Consider the following 14,564-nt stretch of genomic DNA (forward strand, 5'->3'; position numbering starts at 1 on the left):
CGTCATGCACATCGATCACATCAACCTTTATACCACTCGGCTACCGGTTAAGGGCGGCGTCTACCGTATGGCGAGCGACGAGGTGGAGTCGCTGGACAGCACGCTTCTCGAGATAGTGACCGATCACGGACTCACGGGCTGGGGCGAAACCTGTCCAGTTGGGCCGCTATATCAACCGCATCATGCATTGGGCGCCCGCGCAGCGATAGCCGAAATCGCCCCGGGGCTCGTCGGTTCTGAGATAGCCTCGATCAGGCTTCTAACAAAACGCATGGACGAACGCCTCAACGGGCATGGCTATGCCAAGGCAGCGTTCGACATGGCGCTCCTGGACCTCCTCGGCCAGCAGCTAGGCGTTCCGGTCTCGACTCTCTTGGGCGGCGCGCTGACCGACCGCGTTCCAGCCTACTATTCGCTGATCGTCGGCGCACCGGATGAAACCGCTCGAATTGCCGCCGATAAGCTGAAGGCGGGCTACTTGCGCCTTCAGGTCAAGATCTCGGGGCGCTCTCTCGAAGAGGACGTGGCCACAATTCGCAAAGTTTGGGAGGCAGTCGGTTACAAAGCGCGCATCGCTGTGGATGGCAACAGAGGCCTCACTGTCGCTTCTGCAATCCATCTTGATCGGCTATGTGAGGCAATCCCGTTTGTTTTCGAACAACCTTGCAACACTATGGATGAGGTCGCCACACTGAAGGGCAGGGTAACGCACCCTATATATCTGGACGAGAACACAGAGGATCAGAATGCCGTACTCAAGGCGATCTCCCAGGGCATCGCTGACGGCTTTGGCTTCAAGGTCACTCGCCTTGGAGGCCTCACAAAGATGACGGCCGTTCGCGACCTTTGTGCCATCCGCTCCTTGCCGCATAGCTGCGACGACGCCTGGGGTGGCGACATCATTGCGGCGGCCTGCGTCCATCTCGCCGCGACCGTAGAGCCGTGCCGCATGGAGGGTGCCTGGATCGCGCAGGAATATATCGACGGACATTTCGACGCGAAGAACCCGGTTGTTATCGAAAAGGGTCACATCGCCGTGCCGCAACTGCCAGGCCTCGGCGTCAAACCGGAAGCCGGCATGTTCGGCAAAGCATTGGTCACATACGGATCCTGATGAACGCGCCTGCCAATATCAGTGTCATAAAGTCGTGGGCCGCGCCGGCGATTTCGGCGGCCGGCCGACCGTTTGATCTAGTGGTTCTGGTGCTGCCCGGGTTCTCGCACTTGGCGCTTCACGCTTACCTCGAACCATTCCGAATCGCCAATACGGTGTCGCGGCTGCCCCTGTTCCGGTGGCGAATCGCCGGCCTTGACGCCCGGCCTATTGAGGGCGCCAACGGCCTTTCGGTTGCTGTCGATTTCGCAATAGACGAGCTGGTATTAGGCGCGGAAGATCGCAGACCGAACCAGCTCGCTATTATGACGGGCGAGCCGGTCGAACGGCAACTGACACCTGAGCTCAATGGATTCCTGCGAACGATGGCGCGTCGCGGGGTGCCGATATCTGCCGTTGGGACAGCGACATGGCTGCTTGCTCGAATGGGCCTTCTGGCAGGCACACGCTGTACGATTCACTGGTCGCGCCTCGCTGCGTTCGCCGAAGTGTTCAACCAGGCTCGTGTAAGCGATTCCTTGTTTGTCAAGGACGGCCAGTATTCAACCTGCGCAGGAGAACTGGCAGCCTTCGACCTGGCCGTGGATCTGATCGGCAGCCATGCCGGCGGGTATATTGCCCAGGAGGTCTGCCGCCACGCGACAGTTGAAGGTCAGCGCTCAGGTTCAAACCGCCAGACCGGCCCAGCGGGCCTGGCCTTTGTCGGCGTGAGCGACAAGCTCCTGATGGCAATGCGGATCATGGAAGAAAACGTGGAGTTCCCGCTCGCAATGGACGAGGTCGCGCAAAAAGCCGGAGTGTCACGGCGCCAGCTGGAACGCTTGTTCGCTTCCCATATTGGACTTCCGCCGGTGCGTCACTATCTCCGGATTCGAACAGAGCATGCAAAGCGCCTGATCGAAGGCACACGGATGCCCATCATTGACGTTGCCATGGCCTGCGGGTTCATGTCTGCTTCGCACTTCGCAAAGTGCTTCAGAATCTTCAATGGAATGTCGCCGCAGCAGTGTCGAGCGAGAGTACCGGCCTGGGTTGGTCCCGGCTTAAGATGATAGACTGGCAATTTGAACTTTACGGAACGGCGGCATCCGTATGATCTTTGAAGTCGATCTGCCCAGCAACACACAGAAGCGGCGCAACTACGTTCCAGATCACAGTGCCCAGAGCGGCGAAGATGAGCGCCTGTCATTCTCTTCTTCGTGCGGAGCGACGTTGACGCAGCAACCTCTGGACTGATGATTCCTTTAGATGCCGCTGACCATGATGGCGCAGGATGACTTCTCACCACTGATGCAGGGGCGCTGTGTCGTTTCACTCCGAGAGGGCTCTCTCATTGCACAATTGCGTTTGGAGAGATGCTCAAGCGTCGCGGAGATAGCCGTCCCAAGGTCCAGCGTAGTTGCCATTGGGATCATCGGAGCGAAGATCCAGACGTTGCGCCATTCTGCAAGACTGTCAGGCGGCCCATGCAGAGATGCGGGCAGCGGTTAAGCGGGTCGCTTTACCGGGCCTCCAGTCGGCGTGGCGCGCAACAGACAGGTGGAGAAATTGAGTCAGGACAATGACAAAGGATATGCCGCTTGTATTCGAGACATTTCTGGAAAGGCTCTCGGAGAGCGTCGACGAAACAGATTTTCGGGATGCCTTGGCCAGCGCGGCCTCAAAATTTGATCTACTCACGTTTGCCTATCTATCCCTGCCCTCACAACCTTCCGGCGAGCCCAAGTTGATCTCAAATTATCCGCGTCCCTGGACAGCGCACTATCTGCGAAACCAGTATCAGAGAGTCGATCCCGTCATCATGCGTGCGCGACTTGCCGAACGTCCATTCCAATGGGAATGCGACCTTCGTGGCTTTGAGACATCGAAGGTTCAGCAAAGGCTGTTCGCTGAAGCGGCAGAGTTCGGCATCTGCTCTGGATTGACGATCCCGATTGTCGATCGCAGAGGCCGTGTTGCTGCGATGACCTTTGCAGCGCGTGAGCCGTCCGCTTTACTGCGCGTCGCCGAGCGGTATGAGCAGGCGCTCCAACTCATGGCAATGTGCTTTCACATTCATATTCGCCGCAAACTCTCTGTCAATCGAACGGTGGACGGCATTTTGTTGACACCACGTGAATATGATTGCCTGCGGTGGGCGGCGCGCGGCACGTCCGCCTTGGATACGGCCTGCATCTTGGGCATCACAGCGCGCACGGTCGCTTTTCATCTGGATAATGCCAGGAATAAGCTCGGCGTGCGCACCAAAAACCAGGCCGTAGCGCTGTTAGCCTCCTCACGATCTTCAATTCTCTAGATTAGTAAACTGCTTCGACCTTGGTTCCTCTATGCTTTGCAGAGGCCGCTTCAGTAGGTGCACTAGCCTCCGATGGCAGGCTCATTCCTTGCGCAACATTGCGCCAGATAGCATTGCAAGCCCGTCCGCGAATTGACGGTCGCTGGAGTTATTCAGGCGGCCAGAGTTCATCAAAGGTCCCGCGAATAGCTTTATCTTTGGCGATCGGAACAAACGACGTCGATGGCGAACCGTTCTCGATGGCGGCGAGCGGGTAAGGTTCGGTTCCTCTCGCAATGACCATGCCGCATCCCGCGCCCATGGCTATCTTTGCTGCCATTAACTTTGTTACCATGCCACCCGAACTATAGCGGGTGAGAGAATGACCCGCCATGGCCTCTATCTCGGGGGTAATGCACCGCACTTCTGTCACGAGACGAGCCAACGGATTGTCGTGCGGGTCTTCCGTGAATAGGCCATCTACGTTAGAAAGCAAAATTAAAAGGTCGGCATTTACCATCTGCGCGACCCGTGCCGCCAGCCGGTCATTGTCGCCAAAGCAGATCTCGGCCGTTGCGGTCGTGTCGTTCTCGTTGATGATGGGTACGGCCCCGATTTTGAGAAGTTGTTGAAGGGTCGACCATGCATTGTGCCGGCGATTCTGGTTCTCTATGTCTTGGCTGGTCAATAACATTTGCCCCGACGCAAAACCATGGCGCTTTAATCTCTGTTCGTAAGCAAGCATAAGTCGAACCTGACCAATTGCCGCCGCCGTTTGCTTCTCCTCAATTCTGAGTGGTCTGTCTAACCCATCGAATTGACAAGATCCAAGCGCGACAGCACCGGATGTGACGAGAATCACCTGCTGCCCGCGTGAGAAAAATCGGGCGACATCGGCTATTAGCGACTCAAGCCAAGCGCCGCGCAGCTTTCTCGTTTGTGGATCGACAAGCAGTGCAGAGCCAATCTTCACGATGATCCGGCGAGCTGAAAGCAATTGGCCCGCGCTTGTAGTTTTTTGGATTGGGTGTTGCTGCCAGGGCAGGGAAGACATTTTTTCAATCTCTTGGTATCCAAACAGGCGGCTGTGCGGCCTTGCAGGATGATCAGCTTTCAACTTCTTTGTATGACCTAACACTTTCGGGGCCGCCGAAGACTTGCTGAGGAACGTACCACTTGTCAGTGATTTCGGTCGTGAAGAGTCTTTAAATTCGTTGTAACCGGGGGTTCACGATGATTAAAGGCGCGCATGGTGCCCTTGCTGCCGCGTTAGCTGCCAGTTCCTTGCCAGTTCATTTGGTCAAATCAGACTGCTGCGGCGATCGAGCAGCGAAACTCGGGGTCTGCACGTTGCGTGCCCAGCCCAAGTCGAATAGCGCCTCGCCGTTGATTGCAATTCGGATATTCAGCGGCCCGAATCTGTTCGGCACTCTGTCCATACCCAACCATACTACTGCGGGGAGCGAGGCTACGAGGAACTGCGGGGTTGTCGTCGCATCATCCAGCGAGATCGCTAAGGACGCAAAGGCAACTGCCAAACCCTGTTTCGCTGGAAGAGCGCTCTCGCCGCCTCGGCTTCGTCCTGCGGGCGCTCAACGGTTCGCCTGCGGGTGATTCCCACCGGAAAATTGCGTCGGCCAACCGCGGGTCGGCGCCTACTGGAAAGGTCCTCCCGATCATCTGTGCGACCGCGTTCGCTGCGCCGTGGCCATGTGCCGATGAATGGCGGTAGCCAGTTCGTTGCTCAAGAAGCGAACGCCTTGCCCTTTTCGTCAGCCCGGAACAGTTCCTTGTAGCCGGTCGTAATCATCCAGTTCGCCCGGTCGATATGGCTGTGAATAGCTTTGCGGGCGCGCCCCGGTTCAAGTGCCGGGTCAATACCGAGAATGAGATCGGCCATCTCCTCTACGGTAGCATTGTCGGCGCAGGCGTCGAGGATCCTCAGATAGATTTTGAAATGCTGCCTGTCATAGCTCGTGAGGCTGTCTGACCAAGGGACCTCGTCGAGCAGTGTTGAGCTTTCAGTCCAATCTGTTCCCGTTGTTCGATTCATGTCTGCCGCGAACCTCGCATCTTGATCGCTGGATCCAAGGCAGAATATCCCAAAATGGGATAATCCGAAGCGGGGATTAGTCGCTGAGCCGGTCTTCACCTGACCGGTTCACCTTAATGCCCAAATCTCTTCGATCTTCCCGCCACCAGCGGTTTCTGACCCAGTTGATCTCACTGCGCAAGGTCAAAGGACTGACGCAGGCGCAGGTGGCTGAGAAGCTTGGTCGTCCGCAATCCTTCGTGGCGAAATATGAGGGTGGAGAGCGGCGTCTCGATATCATTGAGTTTCTCGACGTAACTGCGGCCCTCGACGCTGATCCGTGTGAGATTCTGTTGAGCCTGCGGACGTAGGGGGCGCCCGCGCCCATCACGCGTGCCGGGTGCCAGTGGGTCGCTCCCCGCTTTTCTTGGCTCAGGGCGTCTCGACCATTTCCGCTGCGCCTCCTAGCGCGCGTCGTAAGACTCTCGCAATTCTCTCTGTTGCGCCTTCCAGCAGGTGGCGCCGCATCCTTCTAGGCCCGCCGCGGCGTCCCGCAACCCTAGCTAGCTGTGAGCTTCGGGTCATTCTCCTCGTTCCGGTCCTTCGGATGCGGTGCGGCTCAGACGGCGGGTCCGTTCCTGTCATGACTCGCCGCCGCACCGCTTCCTGGGAGCAGCGATTGGCGAGCGGAGGACAAAACGATGAGACAGAAGCGTACCGCCAGCGAAGAGCAGGCGAGGGCGGGCGCCATGTCCTCAAATCCCGCTCTGCGGCTAGCGAAACGTCGGAATCGTTCCTGTCTCCGTCTTGTTGAGGCCAGTTGCGCGGGAATGGTCCCAAACCGCTGCCCAAGCGGGCGCGCCCATAGGTGGCGCAATGCTATCGGTCGTGGTCACGACCAGTCCGGGGACCCCGCGGCCGGGCTACACTTAACTAGTGTCCCGCAAGGTCACCCTTGATGCCGCAAGCTGCCCGTTGAGCCACGCTTCGGCATGCTGCGCATAATTATGCCGACCGCCTGCGTCATCACGCTTGTCTGCCTGCGAACCCACGCGCGGGGAAGGCAAGTTGCCCGGGACCACAAGGATTGCGGCGGTTATCGTCACACCCGTCCGGCGAGATCGCTGTTCGACGTGGCGAGGCTGGCATGCTGCGCAACGGCATTTCTGGGGGGGCGCCGCGAGCATATACCCCTGCGGTGCGAGCCCGCATTCCAGCTCGTGCCGCTAGCGTTTTGCTGCCCGTCCGACTCATTATGGACGCGATCTGGCCCGATCGGCGGTTGAAAGCCGCCTCCGGACTCTCTTGAAAGTGTCAACAGTTGCGGCGTAAGGGCGACTGCAAAAAATCCTGTTTCGCTCAAAGCGCGCTGCCGTCGCCTCCGCTTCGTCCTGCAGGCGCTTCGACGCTTGGCTTGCGGGTGCCGAAGCACTGGGCTATCCGCGCCGACTGGAAGTCCTCGCGATCGAGCGCATTCGCGCTGTGGTGATGCGTCGATGCAGGGTGGTTACGCGACTTCGTTGCTTGAAGCCAAGCGACCGCACCGCCCATTTCGTCAACTGGCGAACAAATCCTTGTAGCCGCTCGTCACCACCCAGTTTGCGCGGTCGAGATGACTGCGAAGAACGTTCTGTGCGCGCTCAGGTTCGCGTGCCGGATCAATGCCGAGGATCACATGGGCCATTTCCTCTTCAGTGGCGTTGTCGGCCGAGGCGTCCAGAAGCCTCATATAGGTTGTAAAGTGGTCCTTGTCGTAGGCTGTAATGCGGTCCGACCAGGGGACCTCGTCGGCGAACGGCGTGTTCGATTTGGGCTGTAACATCGCTAATTCGATCTCCGGACAATGGACCCGCGAAGCCCTCTGCCTGCTAAATGTGGATTACATATTATAGTTGATAAACTCAAGCCGCCTGATCCGCTGGCTTGCGTGCATGGATATGCGCAAGTTGGTCGGTCGGAATGTACAGAGGATCAGGCAAAGGAAGCATCTGACGCAGGAGCAGCTTGCGGAGAGTTCCGGGTTCAGTCAGCAGTACATCAGCGGCTTGGAGAAAGGCCGAAGAAATCCGACAATTATCACGATCTATGAACTGGCATTGGCCCTCGGCGTCAGCCACATGGATCTGGTTCGGCCCGACAAACAGACCTGATGCCCCCGCCCTCCAAGTAGCTGGCGGCCTGATGGCGCGCGCCGGGGGCTCGTGAACCCAACCCGCTTTTCTTAGGGTCCCCCGGCAGCCCCTGCCATTTGGCTCGCCTGGCGCGGGCGCACCCTATTGGACAGTCGGCCGCTGCGGTTTTTGTCCGCCTTTCCTGGGGCGTGGGGGGTTGGTCGGCATCCCCTTTTAGGCCCGCCGCGGCCTCCCGCAACCTTCGCTCTCGCTTCAGGTCCTTCTCTTGGTTACGGTCTCCGGATGCGGTCTGCCTCTTTCAGCGGGCCTAATCGCTTTCTGCCGCCCACCCCACTGGGACAGGCACGCGAGACTAGTATCGAGCGTTGCGGTTAGCGCACGAACAGCAAAGAACTGAAAAAACAGGCAACTGTCGCAGCATGGCTGAACCAGCCATCTTGTCGGCATCTAGGAGCCGCGTGTTCGCCTTGCGCTGACACGAAGCTCAGACATGACGTCCGGGAGACGATGCTGGCAAATGGTCTGGCTGAAGCATTCCACCCACAATACCAAAGCCCGTCCCGATTCAAAGCGCTTCTGAGCACTCCATCTCAGGCGCGGGGCCAGCTGGCCAGTTCACCTTCTTGGTCCGCCGGAAGAGAGCCCCGCCCTCTCGACAATCGGCTTCATGAGGTCTCGCCCTGCAGTGTCGACCGTAAAAAAGGGCGCGCGAGGCGCCCTTCATTTAAACCGGCAGTCGGGAAGCAGACTTCACTCTGATATTCAAAAGCGGTAGGTGACACCTGCGCCTATCAGCCAGGGATCGAGCTCCGCCTTCCCCGTCAGCTTCGCGCCGGCCACCGTGACGTCGAAGTCCGGCTTCAGGAAAAGCTTCTTCACGTCGAAGTTGAGGCCCCAGTGCTGGTCCACCATGTAGTCGAATCCGACCTGCAGCGCCGTGCCGAACGTGTTCTTCACCTTGAGAGCATCAGCGCTGCCAGTGTCCTGGTTGTAGAAGATCGTGTAGTTCACGCCGGCGCCGACATAAGGCTTGAACGCGCCGAGATCGGTAAAATGGTACTGCAACGTGAGCGTCGGCGGCAGCAGCCAAACTTTGCCGATGTTGCCCAACCCTCCGATCGTCCCTTGGCCCGCGATGTTGGCATAGGTGGTACCGAGTATGAGTTCGGCGGCGATGTTGTCGGTGAAGAAATACGAGATATCGAGTTCCGGCGTCACCGTGTCCGAATACGAAAGACCGGAGCCGGGAAGCGTATCAACGTAGCCCAGATCTTTCGTAACGACGCCCAACGCCCGCAAGCGGACCTGCCAAGGGCTTGGCGCTTCGGTGACCGAGGCTCCCGTCTCCGCCAGGACGGTCTCTGCTTGCGCAGGCTCCGCGGCGACGGCCTGCTGTCCCACCATGATCAGGGCCATCGCCGCTGCTATTGCCCGCGCTACGCCCATTCGCGTTCTCGCCATGAGATTCACTCCTTGATGTTCAGAAAGGATGCACTGCACTATTTCGTCTCCTGCTCGAATGAATTGTTGATGGAGCTCAAACGCTCCTCTTGCGTTGCAACGCGTTCCGCCATCTCCGGAAGGTGATCGTTGAAGCCGATTGCGCTGCGGAGAAAATTGGTGCCTAGACTGATGAATGCGGCTTGCTCCCGATTGTCCTTGCCGTAGCCGTGCCCGCCTGCGCTGGCCTCGTAGAAGTAAGCGGGATAGCCAAGAGCCTGCAGTTTTGCGGCCATCTTGCGCGCATGGCCCGGATGGACGCGGTCGTCGCGTTTCGTGGTGGCGATCAGGATAGGCGGATAGGGCTGTCCCGGCGCCGCGGCGTGATAGGCGGCGATTTCCTTCAGGAAAGCCCAATCGTGAGCCTTGTCCGGATCGCCATATTCGTCGATCCAGCTCGCGCCCGCCAAGAGCTTGGAATAGCGACGCATGTCGATAAGCGGATTTGTGCAGAACAGAGCCCCGAAATGCTCAGGATAGCGGGTCAGCATGTTTGCGATCAGCAGGCCGCCATTTGAGCCGCCCTCAGCGGCAATCCGCCTCGGCAGGGTGATGCCCCTTCGCACGAGGTCGGCGGCAACGGCGGCGAAATCGTCATGGGCCAGACGCTTGCCCTCCCTGCGCCCGGCATCGTGCCAGCGGGTGCCGAACTCGCCGCCGCCGCGGATGTTCGCCTCCACACACGTGCCGCCGCGCTCGAGCCACAGCTTGCCCAGCGGGGAGTTGTAGTAGGGCAGGAGCGATATGCCGAACCCGCCATAAGCGGAAAGGTGAATCGGAGCATCTCCGTTCCCGTTCGCCGGACCAACCTGCGTATAGGGGATCAGCTCATGATCGATAGAGACTGCCTCGTGGCGCGTGACCACCAGTCCGGATGCATCGAAATTCTCCGGGCTGCGCTTCAGGATTGCTGAAGCGCTGAGAGACGGCGCGGCATTGAGATCGAATAGCAAGAGCTGCGGCGGCGTGATCGGGTCCTGAGCCGAAACGAGGACCTCTCCATTGGTCTCGTGATTTTCCGCATCGAGAGACCAGAGGTGGACAGTCCCTTGCGCTGGCACCGCGTCCAGGGTCCGGCGCGTCCATTCCTGCCGACCCGGGGTGAAGACCTCGAAACGCGGGGCGAGGTTCGCGAGGTAGGAGATAATAAGCTTCCCGTCATTCCAGAAGAATGACTGCAGGGAGCGCCTTTCCCCTGGTTGAAACAGGGTCTCAAAACGGCGTCCGCCGGCGAGGAAAGAGGAAAGCGAGATGACGATCAGCGCGTCGGCGGGATGGGTGGTGCCTCCCACCGTCAAGGGCTTGCGCGGCCTTACCGCCAGCCAGTCGCCGAAGACCCGCCACGACGCGTCGCGAGGAAGATCGATCTGCGTCCTCGGCCCGCTCCTGTCCCCGATCCAACTGATCTTCTCGAAGAAGGCCGGTTTCTCGATGAACCAAAGGCGCTCGCCGCGGCCGGTGCGGTCCGAATGACCAGACACCTCGAGGCTCTCGAACCCGGCCTCGAAGATTACCGGCGTGGTGAGGGGATCCGCGTCACGCTTCCACAGTCGAACGGTGCGCGCATAGCCGGAGCGGGTGGCCATGCCATTACCAAGCGCACTGGAAAGCAGAAGCGTGTCAGGGTCCAGCCAATTAACGTAGCCTTTGGCCTCGGGGAGGTTGAAGCCGTCGGCGACAAAGCTCAGAGAGATCAGGTCGAATTCGCGATGCACGACCGCGTCGCTGCCGCCGCGCGACAGGCGCAGAACGGCTCTTTCCCGTCTCTCCGGCTCGATGGACGCGCCGTCCCAGATCCAGTCCTCTCCGTCGCTAGCCGCGAGAGCATCCAGATCGAGCAGTAGCTCCCATTGGGGATCCGCCTTCATGTAGGCGGCAAGGGTGGTCCGGCGCCACAGTCCGCGTGGATTACCGTCATCTCGCCAGTAATTGTAGAGGTACTGACTACGGCGCGCGATCAGGGGAAGATTGTCGCGATTGTCGAAAATGGCTGTCAGAGCCGCGCGGTCGCGCTCGAATTGCGCTCCACCGAAGTGCTTCAGGGTCTTTGCCGATTGGCCGGCGGCCCAGGCAAGTGCCCGCTCGCCCTCTACATCTTCAAGCCAGACATAGGGATCGTCGTCGGGAGCATCCAGCGTTGGACGGACATCAAATGCGTTCATGTCCGGACAGCCTTCAGAAAGAAGGGATAGAGGCTTCCGTCGGCTCGGGAACGCTCAGTGCTGGTAGCGGCGCCCACATGTTCGAAAAGCGTGATCATTGATGAGTTCTTCCAGTCGGTGCGGCATCGCAGTGCTTTTGCGCATAGGGACCGCAACCGTCGTGCCAACTGGGAAAATCGTTTCGGAACAACGCGATCGCTCTGGAAGCGTTGTGTCACATGTCCGACATCGTCGAGAATCCGACAACGAGTGCTCCTCCTAATCACCGGATCAACCTCCGGCGCCAGGCGGTGACACCGTGCAGAACTCGAGCAGTGAAGCTCATTGGTGAACCTGGTTGACGCCCAACATCTTCGCTCTGGAGCGCTTCACGCACACGGATTCATGGCAGACACCATGATGCGATCGATGCGGTTAGAGACCAAGCTGGCTGCGCCTGTGAGTTTCAGCCGCCAGCTGGAAGCAGCTGAGTTCTGAGGAGAAGGGTGGGGCACCCCTTGGGCGACCTGATGGTTGCCCAAGCCCTGCCGCAATCTTGGCCTGCACCGTCGCCTGGATTGCTGTCGATCAAGCCAGGAAGCTGCATTCGGGCGAACGCATGGGGCTGGTCCCCATGGCAACTTGGGCTGATGTGGGGCCGTCCGATATGCGATACGAGGGTCTAGGATAGGGGAGCTCGGGCTCGGTAGTATCTCAGCGAGACGGCTAATGGTCGACGAAGTCTTCCTGACGCCACGCATTGGTATGCCGCAGGAACAGGGGCAGTGCGGACGCAAGTCTGGTTGTGAAATCGGCTGCTACAGGGGCATGCCGCGCTTCATCTCCATACCGTCAGCGAAGAAAGCGCGGCGCGAGCATCACCAAAGAGAAGCGGCGCGCCTTTCGTTTTGCGGTCCACTGACCAGTCGGCTTCACCTGTACAACTACGGGCTGGCATAGCGTGAAACTTGGCCCCCAATGGCGGAAATTTCCCCCAGGAGACCTAGATGACTAAGCTTATTGCACCCGGGCTACGACAACCTGCCCACCACCAGCGTCGAAGCCACCGCCACGCCACCAAGTCTTCAGGGAACGTCCTGAACGGAACCCAGCCGGGTACTCCTATCAAAGCGACTCCCTTCGCATGCTCAGGCCGCGCTTGCTGTCGCTGCGCGGGACCGACAGCCTGCTTCTGCCCTGCACAGTGCCGACGACACATGCTTCGACGAAATGGCGTCATCGAGGTCGGGTGGCTTCGGCGCCGGTGCTTTGCCAAATTGCATGTTTGGACGTCCGTGGGGGCGGGCAAGGGGGCACAGTCGTGCCTGCAGTTCTCGTGACTGGCCCAGCAAGTCGAGTTCGCAACCGCGCACCACATTCGGTCGACGAGATGAAGGCTTTTGCCGCCAAGTTCTCTGCCTGGTCCGGCGAAAGCTATCCGCTCGCCGCGTAATGGCTGGACATGATAGCCGACGCCCGTCCGAATGGCGGCGGCTTTTTCGTATTATATCGACCTGATCGGCCAGCTTCGCGGGAATGCCGGGGCTACGACTTTGAATGGTCATTTGGCGGCGGAACGGCTATGATGATCCAGATCGGCCATCGCGAAAGCCACGACATCGATATTTTCCTCGACGACCCTCAATTGCTCGGTCATCGACCATCCAAAAGCCACCTGCACTTTGAAACGATGCCGTCCGACTATTTGGGGGACGGGCTTCGGTTCCAGAAATTCGCCTTCGAAGACGTTGGCGAAATCGACTTCATCGTTGCCGGAGCGCTAACAACGAAGCCGTTCTAGACCCGCGTGGTGGAAGGCAGGACCGTGCGGCTCGAGACCATCCCGGAAATCATCGCCAAGAAGGTCTATTACCGGGGATTTCGGAAGCCAACCCGCGCGACATCTTCGACATCGCCGCCGCAGCCCGGTCGCAATTGGACGAGGTCGTCAACGCTCTGCGTACGCTCCCAGAACAGGTCGCTCGAACCAGACAGCGGATGGAAAAACTCAACAATGAATTCGTCGGCCGCGCCATTGCACAGCTGATGATCATGCCCTGACTACGAAGCGTCGGCCGCCGACAGTCTGGACGCAGCGTTCGCTGTGCTCGACGAGGTGTTGTCATCACTCAAAGAACCTGACCCCCACGACCTAGCGACCAACCGAGGGAGGGGAGGGGTTTCTCAGAGCCCGGACGCCTTGGTGAGGTTGGTCCGGAATCTGCCGCGCCTCCGCTGATATTTGCGGGTCATCTCGGCCGAGGCATGGCCGAGCTGCTTCTGCACGTAACGCTCCTCGACGTCGGCCGACGAGGCAAGTCCGGCGCGCAGCGACTGGCCCGAGAACAGCAGCGCCCGTTACCCTTCCGGGAGATCGGAGGGGACGCCGGCGGCGATCGTCACCTGCTTGACCAGGCGGGCGACGTGCTTGTCGGAGAGCCGTTCGACGTCGACGGTCTTGTTGTCCTTGAAGATGCGGCGGAACAGGGGTCCACGTGCGATGCGGCCAAAGCGGATCCAGCTCTCGAGCGCGACTACGGGGTAGGTGTGGTCGCTGGAGCCGCGGCCGACCTCGACCTCGCGCCAGCCGGTCTTGCCGCGCAGGGTGACCAGCAGCCCTTGCCGTCAAAAATCTCGATCCAGCCGGCGCCATCGCTGTTGTCGTCGCGCATGACGTCGAGACCGACGATCTCGGAGCGCCGCAGGCCGCCGCCACAGCCCAGGAGCAAAATAGCGCGGTCGCGCAGGCCCTGAGGTCGTGGCCGAGCGTGGCGATCATCGCCAGCAGATCGTCGCCAGGACCGCCTCTTTCTGCCGCGGTGGCTTTTGCGTGCTTGCGCGGCGAATGCCGGCAAGAACCGTATAGATATGCCGCTCCGCGCGGTCCAACGGCCGGCCGCGCTGGGTAAAGTTCCAGGCGAGGCCGGAAAGCCGCCGCTCGATGGTCGCAACCGAAAGGGCAGGGGCGCCACGCTTCGGATCGCCGGCGGCGGTGCCCAAGGCACAGGCGCTGATATTGAGCCTGATCACCTTCGAGCCCGGAGGCAGGGGATCGAAGCCAGCGCGCCGGCACCAGGAGGAAAAATGCCGCCAATCCTTGGGGTAGGCGTCGCGCGTGTTCTCCGAGGTGGCGTTGTAGCCCCTCGCGGTCTCGACCAGTTCCTGGACATGCGCCGGGACTCTTTGAGCCGGGTCTCCATCTCCTTGTAGAGCTTGTCAAGCTCGCCATCGACTGGCTTCAGGTCGTCGATTGAACATTGCGTCATCATAGGCTTTGTGCCTTGTTGTAGCAGGCATCGTCCGTTCGCGCGGCGGACACAGACATCACCGTCGCTGAGCCGAGAACGACGGTAAAAGAAAATGCACTCAC

General features: G+C 59.8%; 12 protein-coding genes and 1 pseudogene. 7 read left to right on the forward strand and 6 right to left on the reverse strand.

Annotation, left to right across the window (positions count from 1 at the left end; translation table 11 throughout):
- Positions 1-4 precede the first annotated feature (4 nt).
- The 3 genes from EJ069_RS27485 to EJ069_RS27495 all read left to right on the forward strand — a co-directional run bounded on the left by EJ069_RS27485 (position 5) and on the right by EJ069_RS27495 (position 3,410).
- Positions 5-1,114, forward strand: coding sequence for a mandelate racemase/muconate lactonizing enzyme family protein (locus tag EJ069_RS27485; RefSeq protein ID WP_126063898.1), 1,110 nt, complete (start codon positions 5-7; stop codon positions 1,112-1,114).
- Positions 1,114-2,166, forward strand: coding sequence for a GlxA family transcriptional regulator (locus EJ069_RS27490; RefSeq protein ID WP_126063899.1), 1,053 nt, complete (start codon positions 1,114-1,116; stop codon positions 2,164-2,166). Before EJ069_RS27485 ends, EJ069_RS27490 begins: the two co-directional genes overlap by 1 nt.
- Before the next feature lie 509 nt (positions 2,167-2,675).
- Complete coding sequence (locus EJ069_RS27495) at positions 2,676-3,410, forward strand: LuxR family transcriptional regulator (protein ID WP_126063900.1); 735 nt, start codon at positions 2,676-2,678, stop codon at positions 3,408-3,410.
- A 148-nt stretch (positions 3,411-3,558) separates the two neighbouring features.
- Here EJ069_RS27495 and proB read toward each other — a convergent pair whose 3' ends face one another.
- Both proB and EJ069_RS27505 read right to left on the reverse strand, forming a co-directional pair.
- A complete protein-coding gene (gene proB / locus EJ069_RS27500) occupies positions 3,559-4,527 on the reverse strand; it encodes a glutamate 5-kinase (protein WP_245456327.1) in 969 nt (322 codons plus the stop codon).
- Between the two features lie 606 nt (positions 4,528-5,133).
- Complete coding sequence (locus EJ069_RS27505) at positions 5,134-5,442, reverse strand: DUF2285 domain-containing protein (protein ID WP_126063901.1); 309 nt, start codon at positions 5,440-5,442, stop codon at positions 5,134-5,136.
- A gap of 116 nt (positions 5,443-5,558) precedes the next feature.
- Here EJ069_RS27505 and EJ069_RS27510 point away from each other — a divergent pair, with 116 nt between their 5' ends.
- Positions 5,559-5,792, forward strand: coding sequence for a helix-turn-helix transcriptional regulator (locus tag EJ069_RS27510; RefSeq protein ID WP_126063902.1), 234 nt, complete (start codon positions 5,559-5,561; stop codon positions 5,790-5,792).
- Positions 5,793-6,976: 1,184 nt separating this feature from the next.
- On the opposite strand, the gene EJ069_RS27515 is transcribed toward EJ069_RS27510, so the two are convergent.
- Positions 6,977-7,243: a DUF2285 domain-containing protein gene (locus EJ069_RS27515; RefSeq protein ID WP_126063903.1), complete on the reverse strand. Its 267-nt coding sequence runs from the start codon at positions 7,241-7,243 to the stop codon at positions 6,977-6,979.
- 109 nt (positions 7,244-7,352) lie between these two features.
- On the opposite strand from EJ069_RS27515, the gene EJ069_RS27520 reads away from it, so the two are divergent.
- Positions 7,353-7,571, forward strand: coding sequence for a helix-turn-helix transcriptional regulator (locus EJ069_RS27520; RefSeq protein WP_126063904.1), 219 nt, complete (start codon positions 7,353-7,355; stop codon positions 7,569-7,571).
- Positions 7,572-8,315: 744 nt separating this feature from the next.
- Here EJ069_RS27520 and EJ069_RS27525 read toward each other — a convergent pair.
- Both EJ069_RS27525 and EJ069_RS27530 read right to left on the reverse strand, forming a co-directional pair.
- Positions 8,316-9,014: an OmpW family protein gene (locus EJ069_RS27525; protein WP_126063905.1), complete on the reverse strand. Its 699-nt coding sequence runs from the start codon at positions 9,012-9,014 to the stop codon at positions 8,316-8,318.
- 38 nt (positions 9,015-9,052) lie between these two features.
- Positions 9,053-11,215 carry a prolyl oligopeptidase family serine peptidase gene (locus EJ069_RS27530; protein WP_126063906.1) on the reverse strand — a complete coding sequence of 721 codons (2,163 nt, stop codon included), beginning with the start codon at positions 11,213-11,215 and terminating at the stop codon, positions 9,053-9,055.
- 708 nt (positions 11,216-11,923) lie between these two features.
- Between EJ069_RS27530 and EJ069_RS27535 the strand changes: the two genes are divergently transcribed.
- Both EJ069_RS27535 and EJ069_RS27540 read left to right on the forward strand, forming a co-directional pair.
- The gene (locus EJ069_RS27535) at positions 11,924-12,154 is read left to right on the forward strand and encodes a hypothetical protein (RefSeq protein WP_126063907.1); all 231 of its coding nucleotides are present in this window, start codon (positions 11,924-11,926) and stop codon (positions 12,152-12,154) included.
- 502 nt (positions 12,155-12,656) lie between these two features.
- The gene (locus tag EJ069_RS27540) at positions 12,657-12,995 is read left to right on the forward strand and encodes a nucleotidyl transferase AbiEii/AbiGii toxin family protein (RefSeq protein ID WP_126063908.1); all 339 of its coding nucleotides are present in this window, start codon (positions 12,657-12,659) and stop codon (positions 12,993-12,995) included.
- 383 nt (positions 12,996-13,378) lie between these two features.
- Here EJ069_RS27540 and EJ069_RS27545 read toward each other — a convergent pair.
- Positions 13,379-14,377, reverse strand: a pseudogene (locus EJ069_RS27545) (tyrosine-type recombinase/integrase); the annotation flags it as partial.
- Positions 14,378-14,564 lie beyond the last annotated feature (187 nt).

Source organism: Mesorhizobium sp. M2A.F.Ca.ET.043.05.1.1 (assembly GCF_003952445.1).
Taxonomy (GTDB): Bacteria; Pseudomonadota; Alphaproteobacteria; order Rhizobiales; family Rhizobiaceae; genus Mesorhizobium.